This window comes from Pigmentiphaga sp. YJ18 (assembly GCF_038066655.1).
Lineage (GTDB): Bacteria > Pseudomonadota > Gammaproteobacteria > Burkholderiales > Burkholderiaceae_B > Pigmentiphaga.
Genome location: NZ_JBBUKU010000001.1, coordinates 1,761,133 through 1,788,111, shown reverse-complemented (window position 1 = coordinate 1,788,111; position 26,979 = coordinate 1,761,133). Strand labels below are relative to the sequence as shown.

The following is a 26,979-nucleotide window of genomic DNA, read 5'->3' as shown; positions in this document are numbered from 1 at the left end:
ATGACCGATCTCCCTCTCGTCAGCCGCCCCCAATGGCGCGTCGGCGCCCTGGTGCCGCCCGCCAACCCCACCGTGGAAGTCGAATACCCGGCGCTGCTGCCGTCCGCCGCCGCGCTGCACGCGATGCGCCTGCCCGTGGTGGCCGGCGATCTCGATACTCGCAACCTGGCCTATCTGGACAGCTATGCGTCCTGCCTGCAAGGCTTCGGCTCGCTCAGGCTCGACGGTGCCGTCATCGCCCTGACTGGCTCGCAGTACCGCATCGGCCACCAGGAAGACCTGCGCCGCTGCGCGCAACTGTCCGAACAGTTCGGCATGCCCGTGGAAACCGCCAGCTTCGCGCTGGCGCGCGCGCTGCGCCACCTGGGCATCACGCGCATCAGCATGGTGTCGCCCTATCCCGACTGGCTGACCGAACTGGCCATCGCCTACTGGCGCGGCGCGGGCGTGCAGGTGGACCACGTCGAACACTTCGCCGACGAACTGGTCGCCTACAAGGTCTCGCCGGCCGAGGTCGCCCAGCGGCTGGCCTCGGTGCAGGCGCATCCCGACGGCGCCGTGCTGCTGTCGGGCACGGGCATGCCCACCATCGAATCGATCATCCAGGCGACCGGCAAACAGGTCCCTATCCTGTCGTCCAACCTGTGCAGCATCTGGAGCATCAGCCGGACGCTGGGAATCCCCCATCCCGACTGGATGACGCGGGCCTTCCCCTGGCTGTGCAAGGCCTGACCCGAATCGTCCGACTCCGTCCCATCATTTCATCGAGGATATCCGCCATGACCTCCGTTCGCCTCGTCGCCCTGCTGGCCACCCTGGCCGGTACCGCCAGCCTGCCCTCCGCCCCCGCCTTCGCCCAGAACGGCGCCTATCCCAACAAGCCCGTCCGCGTCATCGTCCCGTTCCCGGCCGGCGGCACCACCGACGTGGTGGCCCGCCTGATCGGCGCGCAGGTCGGCGAAGCCTGGGGCCAGTCCGTGGTGATCGACAACATGGCCGGCGCCTCGGGCCTGATCGGCACCGCCGCGGGCGTGCGCGCCGCGCCCGACGGCTACGTCCTGACGCTGGGCAACAACCAGACCCATTCGACCAACGCCTCGCTGTTCCCCAAGATCCAGTTCGATCTGAGCAAGGACGTCCAGCCCATCGCCCTGCTTACCCGCACGCGCCACGCCATCGTCGTGCCCGCCTCCTCGCCGTACAAGACGCTGGCCGAACTCATCCAGGGCGGGCGCGGCAAACCGGTGAACTACGCATCCTCCAGCCCCGGCTCGTCCTCGCACCTGGTATCCGAGACCTTGTGCTCGAGCATGAAGATGCGTTGCACGCACATCCCCTACAAGGGCGCCGCGCCGGCCGTGACCGACCTGATCGCCGGCCACGTGGATTTCATGACCGCGAGCTACGCCAGCGCCATCGCCTACATCAAGGCCGGCAAGCTGCGCGCGCTGGCCATCTCGGGCGATACCCGCGAGGCGCAGGCCCCCGACGTCCCCACGCTGCACGAACTCGGCTACGAGACGCTGTCGGCCGACAGCTGGATCGGGCTGTACGCCCCCGCCGGCACGCCGCGCGCGGTCCTGACCAAGTGGAGCGACGAGCTGGCGCGTGTCATGGCCCAGCCCGACATCCAGCAGAAGCTGGCCGGCGCGGGCTTCGAACCCTGGTTCAAGCCCCTGGCGCAGGTCGAGGAGTTCCACCGCAACGAGATCGCCCGCTGGCGCAAGATGGTGCAGACGGCCGGCGTCACGCTGGAGTAGCGCCATGGCTGCGCGCGCCGGATCCCCGCCGCCACGGATGTCGCGCCTGTGCCTGGGCATGATGTCCTACGGCGATCCCGCCTGGGCGCCCTGGGTCGTCGGGCTGGACACGGCGCGGGCCCTGTTTCGCCAGGGCCTGGAGAACGGCATCGAGTGCTTCGATACCGCCAACTACTACTCGGACGGGGAAAGCGAACGCATCCTGGGCCGGCTGGTGCGCGAACACGGCGGCCGACACCGCCTGACACTCGCCACCAAGGTGGGCCTGCCGGTGGCCGATGGCCGGGGCCTGTCGGCGGCGCAGATCGCCCGGCAGGCCGAGGCCTCGCTCAGGCGCCTGGACACGGACTACATCGACCTTTATCAGGTCCACAGCTGGGACGAAACGGTACCCATCGAGGAAACGCTGGGTGCCCTCGAGGCCCTGGTCGACGCGGGCAAGATCCGCGCGTACGGCTGCTCCAACCTGGACCACTCGCAGATCGCCCAGGCGGCGCGGGCCGCCTCCCTCCTGGGCGCGCGCGGCTACGCCAGCGCGCAGTTGCAGTTGAACCTGCTCTACCAGGAAGAGCTGCGCGCCACCCTGCCGGCCTGCGCCGAACACGGCCTGGACATCCTGGCCTACAGCCCGCTGGCGCGCGGCTACCTGGCCGACGCGGCGGCGGGCGACGCCGAAGCCGCCGCCCGCCTGTCCACCGACGCCAAGGGGCAGCGCCTGTACGGCGGGCCGCGCGGCGCCCGGGTCCGCGCCGAGCAGTTGCGCATCGCCGCCGAACTGGGCGCCGAACCCGCGGCCGTCGCGCTGGCGTGGGTGCTGGCCCAGCCCGGCGTGCGTTCGGTCATCGTCGGCGCGTCGCGAAGTTCGCACCTGGACGCGGCGCTGCGCGGGCGCGACCTGCGCCTGCCCCCCCAGGCCCTGGACCGGCTGGCCGCGGCCTACGAACCGCGCGACTACCTGCGGGTGCGCCTGAACCCCTGACGCCCGTAGGTTCAAGGCCGTCCGCCGGCGGACCAGGCGTTACCATAGGGACGTCAGCATTTCAGCCGGAGCTGCTCCCCATGGCACAAATCGTCTTGCTCGAGAACATCCATCCCAGCGCGGTCGAAGTCTTTACCGCCGCGGGCTACAGCGACATCGCCACCCACGCCGGCGCCCTGCCGCCCGACGCGCTGCGCGATGCCCTGCGGGGCGCCAGCGTGGTCGGTATCCGCTCGCGCACCCACCTGGATGCGGGCATCATCGACAGCCTGCCCGACCTGCGCGTCATCGGCTGCTTCTGCATAGGCACCAACCAGGTCGACCTCGCCACCGCAATGGAACATGGCGTGCCGGTCTTCAACGCGCCGTTCTCCAACACCCGCTCGGTGGCCGAACTGGTGCTGGCCGAGGCCATCCTGCTGCTGCGCCGCATCCCCGAGAAGAACCTGCGCGTGCATCAGGGCCACTGGGACAAGAGCGCGACCGGCGCCTACGAGGCACGCGGCAAGACCCTGGGTATCATCGGCTACGGCAACATCGGCTCGCAGGTCGGCATCCTGGCCGAGGCGCTGGGCATGCGCGTCATCTTCCACGACGTCGAGGCCAAGCTGCCGCTGGGCAATGCCCGCGCCTATCCCGACCTGTCCGCGCTGCTGGCCGAGTCCGACGTGGTAACCCTGCACGTGCCCGGCGGCCGCTCCACGGAGAACATCATCAACGAGGCCACGCTGTCGCAGATGAAGCGCGGCGCCATCCTGATCAACGCCTCGCGCGGCACCGTGGTCGACATCGATGCGTTGCGGGCCGCGCTGGATGCCGGCCTGCTGCGCGGCGCGGCGCTGGACGTCTTCCCGGTCGAGCCCAAGAGCGTGGACGAACCGCTCAAAAGCCCGCTGATCGGCCTGCCCAACGTCATCCTGACGCCGCACATCGGCGGCAGCACGGTCGAATCGCAGGAGAACATCGGCAAGGAAGTGGCCGAGAAGCTGGTGCGCTTCATCCAGGGCGGCACGACCAAGGGGGCGGTGAACTTCCCCGAATTGTCCCACCAGGACATGGCGGGCACCTCGCGCATCCTGCACGTGCACCGCAACGAACCGGGCGCGCTGGCCCTGCTGAACGCGGTCTTCGCCGAACGCAAGATCAACATCTGCAGCCAGCAACTGCAGACCAAGGGACCGATCGGCTACGTGCTGACCGACATCGGCAACCAGGCGGACGCGGCGCTGATGGATGCGCTGCGCGCGCTGCCGATGACGGTGCGCTGCGACCTGCTATAGCGCAGGGGCGAAGCGCACCGACAGCCGCTCCTGCAGGCGGCGGTGGAACTCGGGCACGCGCTGCGCCGCAGCCCGGGCCAGTTCGCGGAACGCCTCGGGCTCGGCGCCGGGCGCGACGCGGGGCGCGGCCCAGATCGCATCGGGAAAATGGCGGTCGCCGCGCCAGCGGGGAATGACGTGCCAATGCAGGTGCGGCACCATGTTCCCCAGTGCGGCCAGGTTGACCTTGTCCGGCCGCATGTGATCGCGCATGACCGCCTCCACCTCCAGCACCACCCGCATCACGTGCAGCCGGTCCTCGTCGTCCAGGTCGGTCATCTCCGCCGCGTGGGTGCGCCAGATCACGCGCACATAGCCGGGATAGTCCGCATCGTCGACGGCGATCACGCGCAGACGATCGTCCCGCCACAAGGCCGGCGCACCGTCGGTGGCGCAAAGGGGGCAGGAATCGGCAGGAGAACTCATCTGGGGAAGACCTTGGTGGCTATGACGAACCGCCCTGGCGCGACTGCGCCTGGCTGATGAAATGCTGCAAGGCCTGCAGGCCGTTCTCGTCCAGGCCGTCCAGGGTGCAGCCCATGTGGTGGCCCTGCTCGGGCTCGCGGCGCGGTGTGACGTGCATCACCTTCAGGTCCACCGGAAGCCGGATCGCGGGACTCAATACCAGCGTCGCGCGCGGCAATTGCGTGCCCACCGGGAAAGGCCGGCTACCGGGCGGCAGCAGCAAGCCGACCCCGGTCATGCTGATATCGATCACTTCCAGTTCGATGGGAGCGTCGGCCGGATCGCGGCGCGCCCGCACCACCGGAGCGGGACGCCCGGCCGGACGAACGCGGAAATACGAGCGCCGCTGGAAACGGTACAACTCCAGCGGCAGCAGGCAGGCCAGCCGGCCGCCGTCGGCGCCGGGCAGCCATTGCAGGTTGTGGACACGGAACTGGATCTTGACGTGATCCAGGTAGCCGACGGCCACTTTCCACGGCGAAGCAAGCAGGTGTTCCAGGCAGGTGTCGCCGGGGGTACCCGACAGCCACAGCAGGCGCCTGCCGCGGTCCACCCCGGCGATGGCCGACAGGCAGGACACGCCGTCGGCGGCAGCCAGGGCCACGATTTCGGACTGCTCGGCCATGCGTCCGAGCAGGGTCAGGATTTCCAGCGGCTGCGAGATCCGGAAGTCCTCGAGCGAGTCGTCGCCGGCGGGCTCGGGCGTCAGAGGCAGCAGCGGGTGCTCCCTCATGGCTCGCCCTTCCGTGCGTGCGCGCCCGTTCCCAATGCCACGCCTACAACAGGACCCGCTCGATGCCGCCGTCGTTGGCGCGCCTGACGTAGTCCTCCATCCACTGCTGCCCCAGGACGTGGCGGGCGATCTCGACCACGATGTAGTCCGCGTCCAGGCTCGCGTCGTCGTTGTAGCGGCTGAGCCCCTGCAGGCACGACGGACAGGAGGTCAGCACCTTGACGTCGCCCTGGAAGCCGTCGGCGCGCAGCTTGTCGGCGCCCTTGCGCAGTTCCTCTTCCTTGCGGAAGCGGATCTGCGTGGAGATGTCGGGACGGGTCACCGCCAGCGTGCCGGACTCGCCGCAGCAGCGATCGCTCTTGTCCACGCCCTCGCCCACCAGCGCCCGCACCGTCTTCATCGGATCCTGGAGCTTCATGGGCGTATGGCAGGGGTCGTGGTACATGTACCGCGCGCCGGTCACGCCCTCGAGCTTGACGCCCTTCTCCAGCAGGTATTCGTGGATGTCGATCAGGCGGCAGCCGGGGAAGATCTTCTCGAATTCGTAGCCGGCCAGCTGGTCGTAGCAGGTCCCGCAACTGACCACGACGGTCTTGATGTCGAGGTAGTTGAGCGTGTTCGACATCCGGTGGAACAACACCCGGTTGTCGGTGATGATCTTCTGCGCCTTGTCGTCCATGCCGTTGCCGCGCTGCGGGTAGCCGCAGCACAGGTAGCCCGGCGGCAGCACGGTCTGCACGCCGGCATGCCACAGCATGGCCTGGGTCGCCAGGCCCACCTGCGAGAACAGGCGCTCGGATCCGCAGCCCGGGAAATAGAACACCGCCTCGGTATCGGCCGAGGTGGCGCGCGGGTTGCGGATGATGGGGATGTACTTGGCGTCCTCGATGTCCAGCAGCTTGCGCGCGCCCTGCTTGGGCAGGTTGCCGGGCATCTTCTTGTTGACGAAGTGCACCACCTGTTCCCGCATGGACGGCTTGCCCACCGTGGCCGGCGGATGCTCGGTCTGCTTGCGCGCGAACTTGGCCAGCACGTCGTGGGCCAGTCGCTGGGCCTTGTAGCCGACGTCGACCATGGCCTTGCGCGTGGCGTTGATGGTGCGCGGGTCCTTGGCGTTCAGGAAGAACATGGCCGCGGCCGTGCCGGGGTTGAACGACTTGCGGCCCATGCGGCGCAGCAGGCTGCGCATGTTCATGGACACGTCGCCGAAATCGATGTCCACCGGACAGGGTTTCTCGCACTTGTGGCACACCGTGCAGTGGTCGGCCACGTCTTCGAACTCTTCCCAGTGCTTGATGCTGATGCCGCGCCGCGTCTGTTCTTCGTACAGGAAGGCCTCGACCAGCAGCGAGGTCGCCAGGATCTTGTTGCGCGGGGAATAGAGCAGGTTGGCGCGCGGCACGTGGGTCGCGCACACGGGCTTGCACTTGCCGCAGCGCAGGCAGTCCTTGATGGCGTGCGAGATCGCGCCGATGTCGCTCTGCTGCATGATCAGCGACTCGTGCCCCAGCAGGTTGAAGCTGGGCGTGTAGGCGTGCCGCAGGTCGCCGCCGGGCATCAGCTTGCCGGCGTTGAAGCGGTTGTGCGGATCGATGCGGCGCTTGTAATCCTGGAACGGAGCCAGCTCGGCTTCGGACAGGAATTCGTATTTGGTGATGCCGATGCCGTGCTCGCCCGAGATCACTCCGTCCAGGTTGCGCGCGACGTCCATGATGCGCGCGACGGCCTCGTTGGCCTCCTGCAGCATCTCGTAGTTGTCGGAGTTGACGGGGATGTTGGTGTGCACGTTGCCGTCGCCCGCATGCATGTGCAGCGCGACGAACACCCGGCCCTTGAGTTCCTTGTCGTGAATTTCCTGGGCGCGGACCAGGATGGGCGCGCAGGCCTGGCCGGAGAAGATGCGCGACAGCGGCGCCTTCAGCTCGGCCTTCCAGGACACGCGCACCGTACGGTCCTGCACCACGTCGAACACGCGGGCCGTGGGCTGGACCTGCAGCCGTTCCTGCAAGGCCGGCAGCAGCTGCCCCAGCCCGATGCGGGCGAACTCGCCCAGCGTATCGGCCAGCGGCAGGTCCATGCTGCGCAGGATCCAGTTCCAGCGGTCGCGCACCGCCTCCAGCAGTTCCAGCGCCTGCACGGCGCGGTCGCCCAGGATTTCCTCGCGCGAGAGCTTCTCGCCCTCGCCGTCCTCGCTCTTGCCCACCGGCAGCTCGCCGTCGAAGAACTCGGCCAGCCGGTCGATCAGCCGCAGCTTGTTGCGGGTCGACAGCTCGATGTTGATGCGCTCGATCTCGTCCGTGTACTCGCCCATGCGCGGCAGCGGAATCACCACGTCTTCGTTGATCTTGAAGGCGTTGGTGTGGCGCGCGATGGCGGCCGTGCGCGAACGGTCGAGCCAGAATTTCTTGCGGGCCTCGGCGCTGACCGCCACGAAGCCTTCGCCGTGGCGGGTATTGGCCAGCCGCACGACTTCGCTGGCAGCCACGGCCACGGCATCCTCGTCGTCGCCGACGATGTCGCCGATCAGGACCATCTTGGGCAGCGTGCCGCGCTTGCTCTTGGTGGCATAGCCCACCGCGCGCAGATAGCGCTCGTCCAGGTGCTCCAGGCCGGCCAGGATGGCGCCGCGCGCCCGCCCTTCGCCGTCCAGGTAGCCCTTGACCTCGACGATGGACGGAATGGCGTCACGCGCCTGCCCGAAGAACTCCATGCAGACCGTGCGCACGTGCTTGGGCATGCGGTGCAGCACCCAGCGCGCCGACGTGATCAGGCCGTCGGTACCTTCCTTCTGCACGCCCGGCAGGCCGGCCAGGAACTTGTCGGTCACGTCCTTGCCCAGGCCTTCCTTGCGGAACACGCGGCCGTGGATGTCCAGCGTCTCGGTACGCAGCAGGTGTTCGCCCGGCTTGCCCGCGCCGTCGAACCACTTCAGCTCGAAGCGTGCCACCGCCACGTCGTGGATCTTGCCCAGGTTGTGCTCGAGGCGCGTGACCTCCAGCCAGTTGCCCTCGGGGTCGACCATGCGCCACCAGGCCAGGTTGTCCAGCGCCGTGCCCCACAGCACCGCCTTCTTGCCGCCGGCGTTCATGGCGACGTTGCCGCCCACGCAGGAGGCCTCGGCCGAGGTGGGATCCACGGCGAACACGAAACCGGCCTTGTCGGCCGCGTCAGCCACCCGCTTGGTGACCACGCCCGCGCCGGTGAACACCGTGGCGACCTCGCGGTCCACGCCAGGCAGCGGCCCGACGGTGACTTCGCCCAGGGTCTCGAGCTTCTCGGTATTGATGACGGCGGACTTCCAGGTCAGCGGCACCGCGCCGCCGGTATAGCCCGTGCCGCCCCCCCGCGGGATGATGGTCAGGCCCAGCTCGATACAGCCACGCACCAGCGCGGCGATCTCGTCCTCGCTGTCGGGCGTCAGCACCACGAACGGGAATTCCACCCGCCAGTCGGTGGCGTCGGTGACGTGCGAGACCCGGGACAGCCCGTCGAACTTGATGTTGTCGCGCGCCGTCGTGCGGCCCAGCACCTTCTGCACCCGGCGGCGCAGTTCGGCGGTCTCGTTGAACTCCTGCTCGAAGGCCCGCACGGCGCTGCGCGCCATGTCCAGCAGCCGGCCCACCTTGCCGTCGCGCTCGGCGTCGTCGGGTTCGCGCCGGCGCTCGACCTCGCGCAGCCGGTGGTTCAGCGCCTCGACCAGCAGGCCGCGGCGCTTGGGATTGTCCAGCAGGTCATCCTGCAGGTAGGGATTGCGGCGCACCACCCAGATGTCGCCCAGCACCTCGTACAGCATGCGCGCCGACCGGCCGGTGCGGCGCTCGCCCCGCAGGTCGCACAGCATTTCCCAAGCCTGCGAGCCCAGCAGCCGCTGCACGATTTCCCGGTCGGAAAACGACGTGTAGTTGTACGGAATCTCCCGCAGGCGAGTGGGTGCGTGCGCGGGGGCGAGGGCGATGGGCAGAGGGGCGTTCATGGTGGGGGCTGTACTTCATCCCGAGGGTAGCCGATCATTCTAGCCGATTGCCCCGCCCCCTCGCTGGGGACGCCCCCTTTTCCCGACCCGTGAAAAGGGTCATATCTCGCGGGAATTGCATTCAACGCGAGGGATTTCCGCCCTAGGAAGCGGCTCCCAGGCGCCGCGCCCAGCCCGCCTCGGAAAACCCCACGCTGGCCACCCCGTCCGCCGTCACCAGCACCGGCCGCTTCACCAGCGTCGGATGCTCGGCCACCAGCGCCAGCCACTGCGCCTCGCCAGCGGGCTGCTTGCGGTCCTCCGGCAGGTTGCGCCAGGTCGTGGACGACCGGTTCACCAGCTTCTCCCAGCCCCCCACCTGCCCCGCCCAGTCCCGCAGCGCGTCCGCGCCCACCGGATGCTCCCGGTAGTCGATGAAATCGGCCTCCAGCCCCTGGGCGGCCAGCCATTTACGCGCCTTGCGGCAGGTATCGCAATTGTTCAGTCCGTAGACCCGCGTCGTCATAGTCCAGATCCTTTTCTTGCTACTTGTCGGGGAACACCCACAGCAGCGCGGCGGTCATCGTGGCGTAGCGCCCGAACTTGCCGATGGCCATATAGACCACGCAGGCCCGGAAATCCAGCCGCAGCCACCCCGCCACCGCGCACAGCGGATCCCCCACCAGGGGCACCCACGACAGCAGCAGCGTCTTGGCGCCGAACCGCTCTATCCAGGCGTGGGCATAGGCGTGCCAGCGATCCTTCCGCGAGGGCGCATGCGCCTCGCCGCCGTCCGGCTCCGCCTCGTGTTCGTGGGGATGCCGGGCCTCGCGCCGCGCCTTGATGCGCTCCACCGCCCGCTTGGCCCCCACCCCCATCCAATAGCTGATCATCCCCCCCGCGGTATTGCCCGCGGTCGCCACCAGCACCGCCACCCAGAACATCTGCGGGGCCAGCTTCACATAGCCGAATACCGCCGGCTCGGATCCCATGGGCAGCAGCGTGGCGGAAACCAGGCTGACCGTGAAAATGGCCGACAGCCCCACTTCCGGCAGGGCCAGGGTGTGGAGCAGCCATTGAACGGAGGATTCCAGCCATTGATGCATGGCGAGAGTTTAGACCACCCCGTACCCGCTTACGCGGCGCCCTGGAGGCACCCCCAACGCCGGCGCTTTCGAAGGGACAAAGCGCCCCTTGAGCCATCTGTGTCAAACTAAAGGACTACGGTTTTTCCACCAACCCCTGACGCAGCATCATGGCCACCGACTATCTCAAGCGCATTCTTACCGCCAAAGTCTACGACGTCGCTATCGAGACCTCCCTCGAAGCCGCTCCCCAGATTTCGGCGCGAATTGCGAACACGGTGCTGCTCAAAAGGGAAGACACCCAGCCCGTCTTCAGCTTCAAGCTGCGGGGTGCCTACAACAAGATGGCCAACCTGCCGCCCAAGGCGCTCGAACGCGGCGTCATCGCCGCCTCCGCGGGCAACCACGCCCAGGGCGTCGCGCTGGCCGCCCAGCGCATGGGCTGCCGGGCCGTCATCGTCATGCCGGTCACGACCCCCCAGCTCAAGATCGACGCGGTCAAGGCCCGCAACGCCGAAGTCGTCCTGCACGGGGAAAGCTTCACCGACGCCTACAACCACGCCAAGCAGCTGGAAGCGAAGGAAAAACTCACCTTCGTCCATCCCTTCGACGATCCCGACGTCATCGCCGGCCAGGGCACCATAGGCATGGAGATCCTGCGCCAGCACCCCGGCCCCATCGACGCCATCTTCGTCGCCATCGGCGGCGGCGGCCTGATCTCCGGCGTGGCCGCCTACGTCAAGCAGCTGCGCCCCGAGATCCGCATCATCGGCGTGCAGACCGTCGACTCCGACGCCATGGTCCAGAGCGTGCGGAAAGGCCGCCGCGTCACCCTGCCCGACGTCGGCCTGTTCTCCGACGGCACCGCCGTCAAGCTCGTGGGCGAGGAAACCTACCGCCTCACCCGCAAATACGTGGACGACTTCGTCGTGGTCGACACCGACGCCATCTGCGCCGCGATCAAGGACGTGTTCGAGGAAACCCGCAACGTGCTGGAGCCCGCGGGCGCGCTGGCCCTGGCCGGCCTCAAGAAATACGCCGCCCAGCACCGCATGAAGGGCAAGACCCTGGTGGCCATCGCCTGCGGCGCCAACATGAACTTCGACCGGCTGCGCTTCGTGGCCGAGCGCGCCGACGTGGGCGAGGCGCGCGAAGCCGTGTTCGCGGTGACCATGCCCGAGGAACGCGGCAGCTTCCGCCGCTTCTGCGAACTGGTCGGCAACCGCAACGTGACCGAGTTCAACTACCGGATGGCCGACTCGGAAAAGGCCCACGTCTTCGTCGGCCTGCAGACCGCGTCGGCCGGCGAATCGGCCAAGATCGCCGCCAACTTCCGGCGCAACGGCTTCACCGCCATCGACCTCACGCACGACGAACTGGCCAAGACCCACCTGCGCCACATGATCGGAGGCAGCGGCCCCCAGGCCAATCACGAACTGCTGTACCGCTTCGAGTTCCCCGAGCGGCCCGGCGCGCTGATGCGCTTCCTGAACTCCATGTCGCCCAACTGGAACATCAGCCTGTTCCACTACCGCAACCAGGGCGGCGACTACGGACAGATCGTCGTGGGGCTGCAAGTGCCGCCGTCCGACAAGAGGACCTTCGCGGCCTTCCTGGCGGAACTGGGCTACCGGCACTGGGACGAATCGGAAAACCCGGCCTACAAGCTGTTCCTGCGCTAGGCCCCGTTCACGCCAGTTCGAAAACGATATCCTGCGCGCCTTCCCACAGCGTCTTCACGCCCAGCGCGCGCAGGTTCTCCCTGCCCTCGACCACGGTCAGGAAATGGTTGCCAGCAAGCTGGCCCATCTTGCTGGCGAACATGCAGCTGCCATAGGCCAGGATGATTTCGGTCTCGCTGTAGCCGCCCGGATAGAACAGGATGTCCCCCACCGATGGATGGCTGGTGTGGTTCTCGAACCCCACGCCCAGCTTGAACTCGCCCAGCGGAATCCAGCAGCCCTCGCCGCTCCAGCGCACGTGGATGATCTTCTGCGTATAGGGCAGCAGCTTCATGAAAGCAGCCACCGTCTCCGGGGCATCCGGGTTGGTCTCGGCAATGAACTCGTATTCGGCGGCGCGTATGCGGATTCTTGTCATGATTGTCTGCGAAGGGTGAAGGCCGGTGACCGGCCCGGGGTGATGAAAAAAACCGGCCAGGCCGCCTCAGTTTAATCAAATGGACGGCCGCGTCAGGCCGCGGGCGCGGGATCGGGATCGCCGATCCATTTCGTCACGGTCGGCGCCTTCCAGGCCGCCAGCCCGTCGAGCAGCGCGCCCGGGTCGGCCTCGATCACGATCATGTCGCGGTGCTCGGCCTTCATGAAGCCCTCCTGCACCGCGTGCGTCAGCATGGCCCGCATGGGTTCGTAGAAACCGCGCACGTTCAGTACCCCGCACGCCTTGGTGTGGTCCCCGAGCTGCGTCAGCGTGGCGGCCTCGAATAACTCCTCGTAAGTCCCCAGGCCGCCGGGCATCGCGATGAAGGCGTCCGCCAGATCCGCCATGCGCGCCTTGCGCGCCCGCATGTCCGCCACGATCTCGTGCGAGGTCAGCCCCGGATGCAGATGGCCGCGGTCGTGCAGCCGGCGATTGATGACACCCACCGCCTGGCCGCCGGCCTCCAGCACCGTGTCGGCCATGATGCCCATCAGGCCCTTGTGAGTGCCGCCGTACACCAGCGTCAGGCCGCGGGCCGCGATCTGCGCGCCCAGCTGCCGCGCAGCCTGGGCGTACTCGTCCGAGAAACCGAAATTCGAGCCGCAGAAGACCGCGACCCGGCCGAGGGCAAGCGCTGTGGTGTCCATGAAAAAATCCCGGTGCCGAAGCGTGGAAGTGTAAACGCAATGCCGGGCCGCCCGATGGAGTCACCACCCTGTAACGCGAAGCACGCAGGATGGCAGCGCTCCACATTCGAGCCTTCACCCATCCGCACTCCGAGAACAATGAGCGAACACACCTACCCCGTCATCCCCCTGGACTTCTCCCTGCGCCGAGCCTTCCTGCTCAAGACCTTCCGCACCGCCGGCGCGGTCAGCCTGACGGGCTTCCTGGCAGCCTGTGGCGGCGACGGCGACGACGCCTCCAACCCCGCGCCGGTCGACCCCAAGCCCCCCGTCGATCCCGAACCGCCCGTCGAGAAGTTCAACCCCTTCGCCAAATTCACCGAGCTGCAACCCGCCGACGCCAACGGCGTGATGCTGCCCAAGGGCTTCTCCTCGCGCATCGTCGCGCGCAGCGGCAAGGCGCCGGTCAGCGGCGGCAGCTTCCTGTGGCATGCCGCGCCCGACGGCGGCGCCTGCTATGCCACCGACGACGGCGGCTGGATCTACGTCAGCAACGCCGAAATGACCGCCCCGCTGGGCGGCGTCAGCGCGCTCAAGTTCGACAAGACCGGCAAGGTCATCGACGCCTACCCCATCCTCAAAAGCACCTCGGGCAACTGCGCCGGCGGCCCCACGCCCTGGAACACCTGGCTGTCGTGCGAAGAATTCGAACTCACCCAGCAGATCGCCGGCCTGGTCTGGGAATGCGACCCCTACCACCCCTGGTCCGACGCCAACCCGCCCCGCGCCTGGCCCGCCCTGGGCAGATACGCGCATGAAGCGGTCTGCGTCGACCCGTCCAACCGCATGCTGTACCTGACCGAGGATGCCAGCGGCGGGCGGATCTACCGCTACGTCTGCGACTCGACCGACTGGCCCGCCGGCGCCGAACGCCCCGTCAAGTTCGAGTCCGGCCAGCTGCAAGTGCTGCGCATCGACGCCCTGCCCCGCGACGCCGACTCCGCCGACGCCGCCTACGCCGACCTGATCGGCTTCGGCAAGACGCCGGTGTCCATCACCTGGGAACCCGTGGCCTTCCCCGACCAGGGCCAGAAGAACATCCGCGACACCCTGCGCAAGGGCGGCATCCTGCCCCCGGGCAATTACTTCCAGAAGGCCGAAGGCATCTGGTTCTTCAACGGCATCGTGTTCTTCGTCACGTCCCGCAACAGCCGCATCTGGGCCTACGACACCGCCCACCGCACCCTCGAAGTCATCTTCGACGGCAAGCTCGGCCCGGCCGAAACCCACAGCATCGACGAACCGGACAACATCACCATCACCTCTTTCGGCGAAATGCTGGTGGCCGAGGACGCGGGCAACCTGGAGATCGGCGTGCTGCGCGACGACGGCACGTCGCAGGCCGTGATGCGGCTGGTCGGCCACGACGACAGCGAGATCACCGGCCCCGCCGTCTCGCCCGACGGCACCCGGCTCTACTTCAGCTCGCAGCGCGGCACGGCGGGCAAGTCGGAGGAAGGGATCACGTTCGAGGTGTTGTTGCCGACGAAGCTGGTGGTGTAGCCAGGCAGCGAGGGGCATGAGCTCATGCCCCGCTTGGGCGGGGAGCACTTGAACGAACCCATTCGGCGGCTGAGCTCGAACGGTTCATCCCGCTCTCGCGGGGAACACTAGCCATCAAGCTGATCGAGCGAAATCCCGAGCGCTTGGGCAATGCGGGCCCGGGTCGCCTTGCGCGGCCGGGCATCGGGGCCTTCCATGTTCGCGTAGGTCGGTTGCCGCACCTCAAGACGTGCGGCCATTTCCGCCTGGGTGATCCCAAGGTACTCCCGCCACGCCCGGATCAGGCTCCATCCGTTCTTGACCTGAAGGCTGATCACCTCATGGGGCACCGCCTCCCCCGCGGGGATGCGCGGCTTATTGCCAGTCAGCGCAATGTATTCGTCGTAGGGAAGCACAACGAAGGCCGGCCGGCCGTCGCTAGTGTTGATGATGGTGTGGTTCCTGCTCATCGCGTTCTCCGCCGGGCTATTGCCCGGATGGGGTGTCAGTACGTCTGGTCGTCGCGCTTCTTCACCTCTTGCACTTCGACGATTCGGATTTCATGATCCGCGTCGAATAGCACTCGATACTTACCGACGCGCAGGCGGTAACCGTACTGGTGCTTCGTGAGGGCTTTCACATTCTGGGCGTTGGGCAAGTCCACCAACGTGGACACGGCATCAACAATCGCTTCGCGGGCCTTCTGCGTACCGACCGTTGCCAGCTGCTTGCGAGCCTTCTTCATCCAGTTGATGGTGTACATCTGTGCCTTATCGAATATAGGTTATTTTATAGGAAAACCTATATAAAATCCACGACTCGGGGGATCGCGCAGCAGGTAGCGCGCCGGGCTCATGCGTGAGCGCGAAACATGATTCGTCCCTGCTCCTGCGGGGAACACTTGGCCAGTTGCTCGGCCCCGGTCTGATAGGTCGGATCATCCCCGCTCCCGCGGGGAACACCTGGTGTTGCGTTCAGCCAGCGCCGCATCGACCGGTTCATCCCCGCTCCCGCGGGGAACACTACTTCACCGGGTCTTTGATGGCGGCGAGTTCCGGTTCATCCCCGCTCCCGCGGGGAACACCGGGCCGTGTTGCGCGGGCGCGCGATGATGGCCGGTTCATCCCCGCTCCCGCGGGGAACACGGACAGACGCCGAGATCGCAGGCGACCGAGCACGGTTCATCCCCGCTCCCGCGGGGAACACGGCACCCACCTGGTCTGCGATCCGTTCTTTCCCGGTTCATCCCCGCTCCCGCGGGGAACACGCCGCCGCGTCGCGCGCTGTCAGGGTCAGCGCCGGTTCATCCCCGCTCCCGCGGGGAACACCCTATCTGTGGGGTGTTCGACGGATGGTCCTGCGGTTCATCCCCGCTCCCGCGGGGAACACAGCTGCACGCCCAGGTTGCGGGCCACCCAATCCGGTTCATCCCCGCTCCCGCGGGGAACACATGGCTACTGGACCCGGGCACAACTGGAGCGACGGTTCATCCCCGCTCCCGCGGGGAACACGTCGGTCGCGGGTAGGCGGCGCGCTCCCCGATCGGCTCATCCCCGCTCCCGCGGGGAACACATGGAGCCGTTCCCATTAGAACTAAGCTCGGACGGTTCATCCCCGCGCCCGCGGGGAACACATGACGAATTGACCGCCAATTGAGAGTGTCATAGGTTCATCCCCGCGCCCGCGGGGAACACACGGCTGCGGGGGCTCCCACCCGGCGCTGCCACGGTTCATCCCCGCGCCCGCGGGGAACACCATAGGTTCCGGCCCTAACCATTGGTCGTCCACGGTTCATCCCCGCGCCCGCGGGGAACACTCCAAACATAACCGCTTGTTTTCAAAAGAAAAAACCACCCAGCAAAAATCCACCAACTTTTTAAAGAGCCGATCACCCGCCGAAAAACAAGAACGACGCCCCACTTCACACGGCCAAGCGGATTCCAACCACATCGACGCCAGCAACGCCCCTTCCAGCCCCCTACTCGTCGCTTACCAGAAACAACCGCCGATGCTCCTTGATCGCGTACCGGTCGGTCATCCCCGCGATGTAGTCGGCAATGGCCCGCGGCTGATCCACATTGGCCCGTGCCTGGTACTGCGGCGGCAGCAGGCGCGGGTCTTCCAGGAAGGCGATGAACAGGTCGCGCAGCACGCGCTTGGCCTTGGTGGTCATGCGCAGCACGCGGTAATGGCGATACAGGTTGTCGCGCAGGAACACCTTGAGTTCGTCGGCCTCGGCCTTCACTGCGGGGCTGAAGCCGGCCAGGGGCGGCGCGCGGCGCACGTCGTCGATGGTGGCGGGCTGGTGTTGGGCGATGCGCGCGGCGGTGGTGTCGGTCAGGTCGATGATCAGGGTATTGATCATGCGCCGCACGGTCTCGGTAATGGCGCGCCGCTCGGGCAGGCCCGGATAGCGCTGCACGACCTCGGCATGATGGCGGTTGAAGATGCCGACCTGCCGCATCTGTTCGAGCGAGACCAGGCCGGAGCGCAGGCCGTCGTCGATGTCGTGGTTGTTGTAGGCGATCTCGTCCGACAGGTTGGTCAGTTGCGCTTCCAGCGAAGGCTGGGTGCGGTTCAGGAAGCGCTCGCCCACGTCTCCCAGCCGGGCGGCCCGGGTCAGCGAGCAGTGCTTGAGGATGCCCTCGCGGGTCTCGAAGCACAGGTTCAGGCCGTTGAAGTCGCCGTAGCGCTCCTCCAGTTCGTCCACCACGCGCAGGCTTTGCAGGTTGTGCTCGAAGCCTCCGGCCTCGGGCGCGAACTCCTGCATGCAGGCGTGCAGCACGTCCTGCCCGGCATGGCCGAAGGGGGTGTGGCCCAGGTCATGGGCCAGGGAAATGGCTTCGACCAGGTCTTCGTTCAAGCCCAGGTTGCGCGCGATGGAGCGCGCGATCTGCGCCACCTCCAGGCTGTGCGTGAGGCGGGTCCGGAACAGGTCGCCCTCGTGGTTCACGAAGACCTGGGTCTTGTACTCCAGCCGCCGGAAGGCGTTGGAATGGATGATGCGATCGCGGTCGCGCTGGAATTCGGAACGCCCCTGGGGCGGGGCTTCGGGGTGGCGCCGGCCGCGGGTGGCGGCCGGGTCGGCGGCGTAGGGAGCGAGGACTTGGGGCATGACGTCGGGGCTCCTCCGGAGTGGGTGGGGTCAGGCGAGCGTGGCTGGTTGCTCACCCGCTGTTTTGGCGACGGTCCGGTCCAGGACCTGTCGGACCAGTCCGGCCTCGGCCGGGGTCCGTACCGCTTCCCCCAGCCTGGGCAAAAGGATGAAGCGGATCTGGCCGGCTTCGGTCTTCTTGTCGCCCTGCATCAGGTCGAACCAGCGGTCGGCTCCCAGGTCGGGCGCAAAGACGGGGCAGCCGATGGCCAGCACCAGGCCGCGGATGCGTTCGGCGTCGGACTGCGGCAGCCCGGTGGCGCGCGCGGACAGTTCGGCCGCCTGCACCATGCCGCAGCCGACGGCCTCGCCGTGCAGCCAGGCGCCGAAGCCCAGCCCGGCCTCGATGGCGTGGGCGAAGGTGTGGCCGAAGTTCAGGATGGCGCGCAGGCCGGTTTCCCGTTCGTCCTGCGAGACGACGTAGGCCTTGAGTTCGCACGAGCGGGCGATGGCGACGGCCAGCGCGCCCGGCTCGAGCGCGCGCAGGTCCTGGGCGTGGGTCTCGCACCAGGCGAAGAAGTCGGCATCCAGGATGGCGCCGTACTTGATGACCTCGGCCAGCCCGGCGGACACTTCGCGCGCCGGCAGCGTGGACAGCACGTCGGTGTCGATTTCCACGGCGATCGGCTGGTAGAACGCGCCGATCATGTTCTTGCCGATGGGATGGTTGACGGCGGTCTTGCCGCCCACCGACGAATCGACCTGCGACAGCAGCGTGGTGGGGACCTGGATGAAGCGGATGCCGCGCATGTAGACCGCGGCGGCGAAGCCGGCGACGTCGCCGATCACGCCGCCGCCCAGCGCGACGATCACGGCCTTGCGGTCGCAGTGCCGGGCCAGCATGGCGTCGAAGATCAGGTTCAGGGTCTGCCAATCCTTGTATTGCTCGCCATCGGGCAGTTCGATGCGCAGGATGGGCCGGCCGGTGGCCGCCAGGGCCTGCTCGGCGCGCTCGGCGTACAGCGCCGCCACGGTGGGGTTGGTGACCACGACCAGGGTGGTGGCGTCGGCCGGCACGGCCTCGGCCAGGCGATCGAGGCGGCCGGGAGCGATCCGTATGGGATAGCTTCCGCCCGGCGTCTCGACACGGACTTCTTTCATAGACACTCCAGCGGGGGCAGGTCGTCGGCGGGCGGCCGGACCTGCTTGTTGCAGGTTGCGAGCATGGGCACGATGCGGCCGACCAGCCGCGACACCGACACCTTGCCGGTGTCGACGACGAGATCGGCGATTTCCTCGTACAGCGGTTCGCGCTGGCGCAGCAGCTCGGTGATGCGGCCCAGCGGGTCGGCCGTCTGCAGCAGCGGCCGGTTGCGGTCGTAGCGGGTGCGCTGGTAGAGCTCCTCGGCCCTGGCCCGCAGGTAGACGACCGTGCCGCGCTGCTGGAGCATGCGGCGGTTGTCCTCGGCCAGCACGGCGCCGCCACCGGTGGCCAGAACCACTCCGGAAATCCGGCTGCACTCGTCCAGCGCGTGGGTTTCACGGCGCCGGAAGCCGGTCTCGCCTTCCAGCTCGAAAATGGTGGGAACGCGGACCCCGCAGCGCTCTTCCAGCACCAGGTCCACGTCCAGGAACTGGCGCGACAGCGCCCGGGCCAGGCCGCGGCCGATCGTGGTTTTGCCCGCCCCCATCATGCCGACGAGGAATACGGGCGGCACGAATACCGTGCCTGCCGGCCCCGTGGCGGCGGCCGCGCATGAATCGTAAGAGACCTGATCCACTAGCTCGTGAGGCCGAAGCCACAGAAAGATATCGATATAAGATGCATTATCCCGCAAGAGGGCCGGAAGCGGAAAATCGACCCGGGGCGTCCGGCACACCAACTGTTACAGGAACGCCCCGGCCGCCGGACGGTCTATAAGCCGATCCGTTTCGATGTTCCTATAATGGGTCTCGTCCTCGCACGAGAAGCTGCTTCCTCATGTCCCGTATTCTCCTGAAGGTCGCCGGCGTTCTGGCCGGGCTGGCCGTTTGTGGCGCCCTCCTGGTGGGGCTGGCGCTGGCCCTCGCCTACCCGAACCTGCCCGACCTCGATGCCCTGACCGACTACCACCCCAAGATGCCGCTGCGCATCTACACCGCGGATAACGCCCTGATCGGCGAATTCGGCGAGGAAAGACGCAACGTGGTGCGCATCCGCGATGTGCCCGACGTGCTGAAATCGGCGATCTTGTCGGCAGAAGACGACCGTTTCTACCAACATGGCGGCATAGACTGGTCCGGCGTCATGCGCGCGGCCCTGACCAACATGGTGAACCTGTCCAAGAGCCAGGGGGCCAGCACGATCACCATGCAGGTGGCGCGGAACTTCTACCTGTCGTCGGAAAAGACCTGGACCCGCAAGCTCTACGAGATCCTGCTGACCTTCAAGATCGAGGCCAACCTGACCAAGGACCAGATCCTGGAGCTCTACATCAACCAGATCTACCTGGGCCAGCGCGCCTACGGCTTCGCCTCGGCGGCCCGCATCTACTACGGCAAGCCGCTGTCGGAAATCACCGCCGCCGAGGCGGCGATGCTGGCCGGCATCCCCAAGGCCCCGTCGCGCTACAACCCCGTGGTCAACCCGACCCGCGCCAAGCTGCGCCAGCAATACGTGCTGCAGCGCATGCTCGGCCTGGGCTACCTGACCGAACCCGAATACCGCGCCGCCCTGGACGAAAAGCAGCAGGTCCGCCAACTGGGCGGGGAATTCGGCGTGCGCGCCGAATACGTGGCCGAGCTGGCGCGCCAGCTGGTCTACGACATCTATAAGGAAGAGACCTACACCCGCGGCCTGAACGTCTACACGACCGTGAACCGCGACATGCAGGACGCCGCCTACGATTCCCTGCGCGACGGCGTGCTGGATTACGAGCGCCGCCACGGCTACCGGGGCCCCGAGGCCTTCGTCGACCTGCCCGGCGGCATCGACAACAACCCCGAGAAGCTGAACGAAGCCGTCGACGACGCCCTGAACGACTACCCCGACAGCGACACCCTGCTGTCCGCCGTGGTCCTGGCCGCCGATGCCAGCAAGGTCCGCGTGGCCCGCAGCTCGGGCGAGATCATCGACATCACCGGCAAGGGGCTCAAGTTCGTCCAGCCGGCGCTGTCGGCCAAGGCCCAGCCCTCGGTGCGCATCCGCCGCGGCGCCATCGTCCGCATCCTGAAAACCGGAAACGACTGGGAAATCCTGCAGACGCCCCAGGTCCAGGCGGCCTTCGTCTCCACCGACCCGCAGAACGGCGCCATCCGCGCCATGGTCGGCGGCTTCGATTTCCACAGCGGCAAGTTCAACCGCGTCACCCAGGCCTGGCGCCAGCCCGGCTCCAGCTTCAAGCCCTTCATCTACGCGGCCTCGCTGGAACGGGGCCTGACCCCCGCCACCATCATCTCCGACGACCCCTTCGTGCTCGAAGCCTCGGCCACCGGCTCGCAGCGCTGGGAACCCAAGAACTACGACGGCAAGAACGAACCGCCCATGACCATGCGCCAGGGGCTGGCCAAGTCCAAGAACATGGTGTCGATCCGCGTGCTGCAAAGCATCGGCCCGCAGTACGCCCAGGACTACATCACCCGATTCGGCTTCGACGCCGCGCGCCACCCCGCCTACCTGACCATGGCGCTGGGCGCGGGTTCGGTCACGCCGCTGCAAATGGCCGGCGCCTATTCCGTGTTCGCCAACGGCGGCTATCGCGTCACCCCCTACCTGATCGACAAGGTCACCGACAGCACCGGCCGCGTCCTGATGCAGGCCCGCCCGACCAAGGCCGGCGACGAATCGCTGCGCGCCATCGACGCCCGCACCGCCTACATCGCCGACTCCATGCTGCGCGACGTCGTCCGCACCGGCACCGCCCGCGCCGCCCTGTCGCTCAAGCGCCAGGACGTGGCGGGCAAGACCGGCACCACCAACAACTCGGTGGACGCCTGGTTCGCCGGCTACACCCCCGGCCTGGTCGGCGTGGCCTGGCTGGGCTACGACCAGCCACGCTCGCTGGGCGTGCGCGAAACCGGCGGCGGCGCCGCCATGCCCATCTGGCTGAAATACATGCAGCGCGCGCTGAAGGAAATCCCCCAGCGCGAACAGCCCATGCCGTCCGGCATCATCGTGCAGAACGGCGACTACTACTTCGCCGAATTCCCGCCTGGCCAGGCCGTCGCCTCCGTCGGCCTGCCGCCCCCCTCCACCGATCCCATGTCGCGGCTGATCGACAGCCTGGGCAACCTGATCAACGGCAATGGCGGCAACTCGGGCAGCAACAGCGGTGGGGGCAACACCCGCCAGGAATACCTACCCTGACCGCCTCTATACCCGCCCGCACGCCGCGGGCGGCCGGCGCCACGAGACGCCCCGGAGCTGGCCGTGTTCGGAAGTCACCGAACCGGCAGTTCCTCGACCACGACTTCCTCCCCCGACTGCTCGGAACAAATCCGCGACAACGCCCGCGCCAATTCCTCTCCTGACCGCGTATCCAGCCACTTTCCGTCCTTCAGGCGATAATGGAACCCGCCGCTGCGCGCCGCCACCCACATTTCCTGCATCGGCGCCTGGCTATTGACCACCGCCTGGCTGCGATCCGCGAAGGTCAGCGTCAGCACATTGCCGCTGCGCGTCGCCTCGATGTCGATGTCGCGCTGCTCGAACCACACGTCGGCCTGACGCTCGATGGAATCCAGGATGGCGTCGGCCAAGGCAAGAAACTCGCTTTCGTTCATAATTTCGACTATGTCCGACATGAAACCCACGCGTCCCGCGCGCGCCGCATGCCCAGACCCTTCGTTGGTTGCTGATACCGGCATTGTAGCCAGCGGCGCCCGGCCGGCCTCGCGCCGCCTGGCCCCCCTGCTGGCGGCCCTGCCGCTCGCGCTGCTGGCCGCCTGCGGCATCAAGGGCCCGCTCTACCTGCCCGCCACGCCGCCGCCCACGGCGCCCGCACCGGCCGCGCAACCGGCCCCGGCCCCCGCGCCGGCATCCAAGACCACGGGCGACGTCGACGATATTTCCCGGCGCAACGAATCCATCTCGCATACCCCCCTGACACAATGACCACCCCCGCTTCCCTGCCCACCCCGGTCGGCAGCCCCCACTTCGCCTATCGCGACGGCGTGCTCCATGCCGAAGGCGTCTCCGTGGCCCATCTGGCCGACACGCTCGGCACGCCGCTTTACGTCTATTCGCGCGCCGCGCTGCATGCCGCCTACGATGCCTACCGGCTCGGCATCGGCGCGCGCGACGTGCTGGTCTGCTACGGCATGAAGGCCAACTCCAACCTGGCGGTGCTGCGCGAGTTCGCGCGCATGGGGGCCGGTTTCGACATCGTGTCCGCGGGCGAGCTGCAGCGCGTGCTGGCGGTGGGCGGCGATCCGGCCAAGGTCGTCTTCTCGGGCGTAGGCAAGCAGGCCGCCGAAATGCGCCTGGCGCTGGAAGCCGGCGTCAAGTGTTTCAACGTCGAATCCGTGCCCGAACTGCATCGCCTGTCCCAGGTCGCGCATGCAATGGGCAAGCGCGCACGGGTCTCGCTGCGCGTGAACCCCGACGTCGATCCCAAGACCCACCCCTACATCTCGACCGGCCTCAAGGAAAACAAGTTCGGCATCGCCATCGACGACGCCCCCGCCGCTTACCGGACCGCGGCCGCGCTGCCCGGCATCGAGATCGTGGGCGTCGATTGCCACATCGGCTCGCAAATCACCGAGACCGCGCCCTTCCTGGACGCGCTGGACAAGCTGCTCGACCTGCTGGACAAGCTGGCCGCCGACGGCATCCAGGTCGAGCACCTGGACCTGGGCGGCGGCCTGGGCATCCGCTATGCCGACGAAACCGCTCTCGCCCCGGCCGACCTGCTGTCCCGCGTGTTCGAACGCATCGACGCGCGCGGCTACGGCTCGCGCCAGATCGTGCTGGAACCCGGCCGCTCGCTGGTCGGCAACGCCGGCCTGCTGGTGACGCGGGTGGAATACCTCAAGCCCACGGAAGCAAAGAACTTCCTGATCGTCGACGCGGCCATGAACGACCTGATCCGCCCGACGCTGTACGAGGCCTATCACGGCGTGCTGGCGGTGACGCCGCGTGCCGGCGAAACGGCCGGCCGCTACGACGTGGTCGGGCCGGTGTGCGAAAGCGGCGACTGGCTGGCCAAGGACCGCGACCTGGCCGTGCGCGAAGGCGATTACCTGGCCGTGGAATCGGCGGGCGCCTATGGCATGGTCATGGCCAGCAACTACAACACCCGTCCCCGCGCCGCCGAAGTCATGGTGGACGGCGACCACTACCACGTCGTGCGCGCGCGCGAGACCGTCGCGCAGTTGCTGTCGCTGGAATCGACCCTGGGCTGACCGGACCTCGTCCGCGCGGGGTCATTCCCCGCGCGGTCCCGCGCAGGCCGCACGCAGCGCATCGGCAAGCTGGCGAGCCTGCGCCGTGGGCGAGCGGTGGACGTGCAGCAGTACCTGGGTACGGGCATCGCATTCGGCCAGCGCGACCAGGCGCACCTCGGCCCGCGTCTCGGCCGCCATGTCGGCCGGCACCAGCGCGACGCCGAACCCCAGTTCCACCAGCCGCAGCAGGGTCGCCTTGCGGGACACCGCCTGGGCTGCCTCGGGAAAGAACCCGGCCTGCCGGCACAATTCCACCACCCGATAGCTCAATCCGCCCCGATGGGGATGCGGCAGCGACACGAAGCGTTCGCCGCGCAAGGCGTGCAGCGGCACCGCCTCGCGCTCCGCCAGCGGGTGCCCGGCCGGCACGGCCAGCACCAGCGCCTCGTCGTACAGGACTTCCGTCAGGACGTCGGGCAACTGCCGCAGCACCGGCGCGCGGGCCAGCCCCAGGTCGGCGCGGCCGTCCTGGATGTCCTGCGCCTGCTGCTCGGACGACGCGGTCGAAATGGACAGGCTGACGCCGGGTTGGCGCGACAGATGGCGCCGCAGCGGCGCCAGCAGCGCCCGCCCCAGCGGCACGGAGCTCGAATGCAGCAGCGCCACGCTGCCCTGCACGCCGCGCTCGGCCTGGCGGGCCCGACTGGCCATCTCGCCCAGCTCCCCCAGCATGCGCACCGCGTCCTCGTGGAAGGCCCTTCCCGCCGCCGTCATTTCCACCTGCCGCGTGGTGCGCGCCAGCAGCGCCACGCCCACCTCTTCCTCCAGCAGCTTGATCTGCCGGCTCAGCGCCGACTGCGCGACGTGCAGCCGCTCGGCCGCCTCGCTGAAGCTGCCGGCCTCGACGATCGCCACGTAGTATCCAAGCTGCCTGACCGAGAACATTTATCGCGCGATGAGATGGATGAGGCCTGATTTTAGAATTGGACCGCCGAGCGCCCAGGGCCCAGACTGCTGCCGTCGACCCGATCGAGCCACGCCGTGGATGCCCTCCTGTCCCTGCTTCCCGTTACCCCGTCCCAGTTCGCGCTGATGTTCGCAGGCGTGGCCGCGGCCTACGTCATCTTCGGCATGGCGGGTTTCGGCACCGCGCTGGTCGCCGGCCCGCTGCTGGCCAACTTCGTGCCGGTCGCCACCATCGTACCGCTCCTGGCCCTGCTGGACTTCGCCGCGGCCACCACCAGCGTGGCGCGCGACGTCCGCCACGCATCGGTGGGCGAGCTGCGGCGGCTGGTACCGGCGATGGTACTGGGCAGCCTGCTGGGCGCCGTCGTCCTGCTGCGCAGCCGGCCGGACGCCCTGCTCCTGCTGCTGGGCATCTTCGCCATCGCCTATGCGCTGTATTCCCTGAGCGGCTTTCGGCCGCACCGGGCGCTGCCGCCGCGGTCGGCCTATGCCTTCGGCACGGTGGGCGGCGTGTTCTCCGCGCTGTTCGGCAGCGGCGGTTTCATCTATGCCATCTACCTGGCCGGCCGCCTGCGCGACAAGAACGACATCCGCGTCACGCAAAGCACTCTGATCGGCCTCGCCACCTTCACCCGCGCCGTGTTCTTTCTGGTGGCCGGCGTCTATGCCGACACCGGCCTGCTGGCCAGCGCGCTGCTGCTGGCGCCCGCCATGCTGCTGGGCACCTGGGCGGGGCGGCGCATCACGCTGGCGCTCAGCCGCGAGGCCTTCCTGCGTCTGGTGGCGCTGGTCGTGCTGGCCTCGGGAGCGGTCCTGGTGCTGCGCTACTTCGCGTCGTGATCACCGGCGAGATCAGCCCAGCGCGCCGGCGATCTTGCGCTCCTGCTCCTCGCGCACGGCCGAGCCGAACAACTGCTCGAACCATCCGTCCCTGGCCAGCTTGAGCACCAGGCTGTTGTCCACGACCTTGCCCAGGTCCAGCTTGCGCACCGCCGGCGTCTGCTCCGCCAGCCGGTCGACCGTCGCCTGGATGGCCGCCTTGGAAATCAGCGGCACGCGGTCCAGCACGTTGCGCTTGACGTAGATGTCGTAGACCCGGCTGATGTCCGCTTCGCTCTCGGGTTGGTCGAACGCCTTGAAGGTCGCCACGGCGAAGGCCTTGTCGTCGTAGAAGCGCTTGATCGCCTCGGCATGGGCGCGGATCAGTCCCTCGGCGCGGCCCCGCTGTTCGGCCAGGTAGCTGCGCTTATGGAGGAAGGCGGTGCTGACGTAGATGTCCTCGTGGTCCGGCAGTTCGGTCAGCACCTTCAGGCCCTGGGTTTCCAGCTTGAAGTACGACGGCGCCGTCAGCAGCCCGGCGTCCACCTGTCCGCCCAGCAGCATGCTCGCGCGCGATGCGGCATCGGTGCCGGTCGACACCCATTGCACGTCGCCGGGCGCGAGGCCGTACTTGCGCAGCAGTTCGACGGTATAGAAGTACGGCGGATCGCCCAGGCGGCCGACGCTGATGCGCTTGCCCTTCAGATCCTTGACGCTGCCGATCCCGCCGCGCGCGACCAGCGCGAAGTTCCCCTTGTTGAGCATGCTGTGCGTCATGACCATGCTGGGATCGCGCACCAGCGCGGGGATGACCTGGTCCAGCCCGGAATTGATGCCCTGCGCCTCGCCGCTGACCAGCATGGCGACGCCGGCCGGATGCACGCCGAACACCAGGTTGGCATCGATGCCGTATTTCTCGTAGAGCCCGGCGCGCTTGGCGATCCACATCGGCCAGGTGGCGCCGCTGCGGGTGGGGTAAGCCAGCGTCATTTTCGCGGGCTTGTCGGCCGCCGCGCCCAGCGCCGACCAGCCGAGCATGGCCGCGCCGCCGGCGCCGGCCATGAAACGGCGCCGGCCGGGCAACGAGGGGATGTCGTTCCGTTCACTCATCGTCTC

At 67.9% G+C, this 26,979-nt stretch carries 25 protein-coding genes; 10 read left to right on the top strand and 15 right to left on the bottom strand.

Features of this window, described 5'->3' with window-relative positions:
• The 4 genes from WKR98_RS08750 (at position 1) to serA (ending at position 4,019) form a co-directional block, all read left to right on the top strand.
• On the top strand, positions 1-732 hold the full coding sequence (locus tag WKR98_RS08750) for a maleate cis-trans isomerase family protein (protein ID WP_341432659.1): 732 nt from the start codon (positions 1-3) through the stop codon (positions 730-732).
• A 47-nt stretch (positions 733-779) separates the two neighbouring features.
• Positions 780-1,760, top strand: coding sequence for a Bug family tripartite tricarboxylate transporter substrate binding protein (locus WKR98_RS08745; protein WP_341432658.1), 981 nt, complete (start codon positions 780-782; stop codon positions 1,758-1,760).
• 4 nt (positions 1,761-1,764) lie between these two features.
• On the top strand, positions 1,765-2,739 hold the full coding sequence (locus WKR98_RS08740) for an aldo/keto reductase (protein ID WP_341432657.1): 975 nt from the start codon (positions 1,765-1,767) through the stop codon (positions 2,737-2,739).
• Positions 2,740-2,819: 80 nt separating this feature from the next.
• On the top strand, positions 2,820-4,019 hold the full coding sequence (serA, locus tag WKR98_RS08735) for a phosphoglycerate dehydrogenase (RefSeq protein WP_341432656.1): 1,200 nt from the start codon (positions 2,820-2,822) through the stop codon (positions 4,017-4,019).
• Here the strand turns inward: serA and WKR98_RS08730 are convergent.
• The 5 genes from WKR98_RS08730 to WKR98_RS08710 all read right to left on the bottom strand — a co-directional run bounded on the left by WKR98_RS08730 (position 4,014) and on the right by WKR98_RS08710 (position 10,314).
• Positions 4,014-4,484, bottom strand: coding sequence for an HIT family protein (locus tag WKR98_RS08730; protein ID WP_341432655.1), 471 nt, complete (start codon positions 4,482-4,484; stop codon positions 4,014-4,016). The two genes, serA and WKR98_RS08730, sit on opposite strands and share 6 nt — an antisense overlap.
• A 19-nt stretch (positions 4,485-4,503) precedes the next feature.
• Positions 4,504-5,256 carry a flagellar brake protein gene (locus WKR98_RS08725; RefSeq protein ID WP_341432654.1) on the bottom strand — a complete coding sequence of 251 codons (753 nt, stop codon included), beginning with the start codon at positions 5,254-5,256 and terminating at the stop codon, positions 4,504-4,506.
• Positions 5,257-5,299: 43 nt separating this feature from the next.
• Positions 5,300-9,229 carry a DUF3683 domain-containing protein gene (locus WKR98_RS08720; protein WP_124687723.1) on the bottom strand — a complete coding sequence of 1,310 codons (3,930 nt, stop codon included), beginning with the start codon at positions 9,227-9,229 and terminating at the stop codon, positions 5,300-5,302.
• Positions 9,230-9,371: 142 nt separating this feature from the next.
• Positions 9,372-9,734: an arsenate reductase gene (locus WKR98_RS08715; protein WP_124687722.1), complete on the bottom strand. Its 363-nt coding sequence runs from the start codon at positions 9,732-9,734 to the stop codon at positions 9,372-9,374.
• A gap of 19 nt (positions 9,735-9,753) precedes the next feature.
• A complete protein-coding gene (locus tag WKR98_RS08710; RefSeq protein ID WP_124687721.1) occupies positions 9,754-10,314 on the bottom strand; it encodes a YqaA family protein in 561 nt (186 codons plus the stop codon).
• Between the two features lie 149 nt (positions 10,315-10,463).
• Between WKR98_RS08710 and ilvA the strand changes: the two genes are divergently transcribed.
• A complete protein-coding gene (gene ilvA / locus WKR98_RS08705; protein WP_341432653.1) occupies positions 10,464-11,975 on the top strand; it encodes a threonine ammonia-lyase, biosynthetic in 1,512 nt (503 codons plus the stop codon).
• A 7-nt stretch (positions 11,976-11,982) separates the two neighbouring features.
• On the opposite strand, the gene WKR98_RS08700 is transcribed toward ilvA, so the two are convergent.
• Positions 11,983-12,393 (bottom strand): DUF3830 family protein, encoded by a 411-nt coding sequence (locus WKR98_RS08700; protein ID WP_341432652.1) that lies wholly within the window; start codon positions 12,391-12,393, stop codon positions 11,983-11,985.
• Positions 12,394-12,485: 92 nt separating this feature from the next.
• Positions 12,486-13,100: an LOG family protein gene (locus WKR98_RS08695; protein WP_124687718.1), complete on the bottom strand. Its 615-nt coding sequence runs from the start codon at positions 13,098-13,100 to the stop codon at positions 12,486-12,488.
• A 138-nt stretch (positions 13,101-13,238) separates the two neighbouring features.
• Between WKR98_RS08695 and WKR98_RS08690 the strand changes: the two genes are divergently transcribed.
• Entirely contained in the window at positions 13,239-14,642 is a 1,404-nt protein-coding gene (locus tag WKR98_RS08690) for an alkaline phosphatase PhoX (protein WP_341432651.1), read from the top strand.
• A 107-nt stretch (positions 14,643-14,749) separates the two neighbouring features.
• Here WKR98_RS08690 and WKR98_RS08685 read toward each other — a convergent pair whose 3' ends face one another.
• The 5 genes from WKR98_RS08685 to WKR98_RS08665 form a co-directional block, all read right to left on the bottom strand.
• Positions 14,750-15,091, bottom strand: coding sequence for a helix-turn-helix domain-containing protein (locus WKR98_RS08685; RefSeq protein WP_341432650.1), 342 nt, complete (start codon positions 15,089-15,091; stop codon positions 14,750-14,752).
• 35 nt (positions 15,092-15,126) lie between these two features.
• Entirely contained in the window at positions 15,127-15,384 is a 258-nt protein-coding gene (locus WKR98_RS08680; protein WP_087836810.1) for a type II toxin-antitoxin system RelE family toxin, read from the bottom strand.
• A gap of 1,215 nt (positions 15,385-16,599) precedes the next feature.
• Entirely contained in the window at positions 16,600-17,736 is a 1,137-nt protein-coding gene (locus WKR98_RS08675) for a deoxyguanosinetriphosphate triphosphohydrolase (RefSeq protein ID WP_341432649.1), read from the bottom strand.
• Positions 17,737-17,766: 30 nt separating this feature from the next.
• The gene (aroB, locus tag WKR98_RS08670; RefSeq protein WP_341432648.1) at positions 17,767-18,876 is read right to left on the bottom strand and encodes a 3-dehydroquinate synthase; all 1,110 of its coding nucleotides are present in this window, start codon (positions 18,874-18,876) and stop codon (positions 17,767-17,769) included.
• Entirely contained in the window at positions 18,873-19,409 is a 537-nt protein-coding gene (locus WKR98_RS08665; RefSeq protein WP_124692204.1) for a shikimate kinase, read from the bottom strand. Before WKR98_RS08665 ends, aroB begins: the two co-directional genes overlap by 4 nt.
• A 287-nt stretch (positions 19,410-19,696) precedes the next feature.
• Here WKR98_RS08665 and WKR98_RS08660 point away from each other — a divergent pair, with 287 nt between their 5' ends.
• The gene (locus WKR98_RS08660; protein ID WP_341432647.1) at positions 19,697-22,060 is read left to right on the top strand and encodes a penicillin-binding protein 1A; all 2,364 of its coding nucleotides are present in this window, start codon (positions 19,697-19,699) and stop codon (positions 22,058-22,060) included.
• Positions 22,061-22,134: 74 nt separating this feature from the next.
• Here the strand turns inward: WKR98_RS08660 and cyaY are convergent, their stop codons facing one another.
• On the bottom strand, positions 22,135-22,476 hold the full coding sequence (gene cyaY / locus WKR98_RS08655; protein ID WP_124692203.1) for an iron donor protein CyaY: 342 nt from the start codon (positions 22,474-22,476) through the stop codon (positions 22,135-22,137).
• Positions 22,477-22,540: 64 nt separating this feature from the next.
• Between cyaY and lptM the strand changes: the two genes are divergently transcribed.
• Positions 22,541-22,807, top strand: a complete 267-nt coding sequence (gene lptM, locus WKR98_RS08650; protein WP_341432646.1) for an LPS translocon maturation chaperone LptM — start codon at positions 22,541-22,543, stop codon at positions 22,805-22,807.
• A complete protein-coding gene (gene lysA, locus WKR98_RS08645; RefSeq protein WP_341432645.1) occupies positions 22,804-24,096 on the top strand; it encodes a diaminopimelate decarboxylase in 1,293 nt (430 codons plus the stop codon). Before lptM ends, lysA begins: the two co-directional genes overlap by 4 nt.
• Before the next feature lie 21 nt (positions 24,097-24,117).
• Here lysA and WKR98_RS08640 read toward each other — a convergent pair whose 3' ends face one another.
• Complete coding sequence (locus WKR98_RS08640) at positions 24,118-25,023, bottom strand: LysR family transcriptional regulator (protein ID WP_124687710.1); 906 nt, start codon at positions 25,021-25,023, stop codon at positions 24,118-24,120.
• Positions 25,024-25,119: 96 nt separating this feature from the next.
• Here WKR98_RS08640 and WKR98_RS08635 point away from each other — a divergent pair, with 96 nt between their 5' ends.
• On the top strand, positions 25,120-25,884 hold the full coding sequence (locus WKR98_RS08635) for a sulfite exporter TauE/SafE family protein (RefSeq protein WP_341432644.1): 765 nt from the start codon (positions 25,120-25,122) through the stop codon (positions 25,882-25,884).
• Between the two features lie 12 nt (positions 25,885-25,896).
• On the opposite strand, the gene WKR98_RS08630 is transcribed toward WKR98_RS08635, so the two are convergent.
• Entirely contained in the window at positions 25,897-26,973 is a 1,077-nt protein-coding gene (locus WKR98_RS08630; protein ID WP_341432643.1) for an ABC transporter substrate-binding protein, read from the bottom strand.
• Positions 26,974-26,979 lie beyond the last annotated feature (6 nt).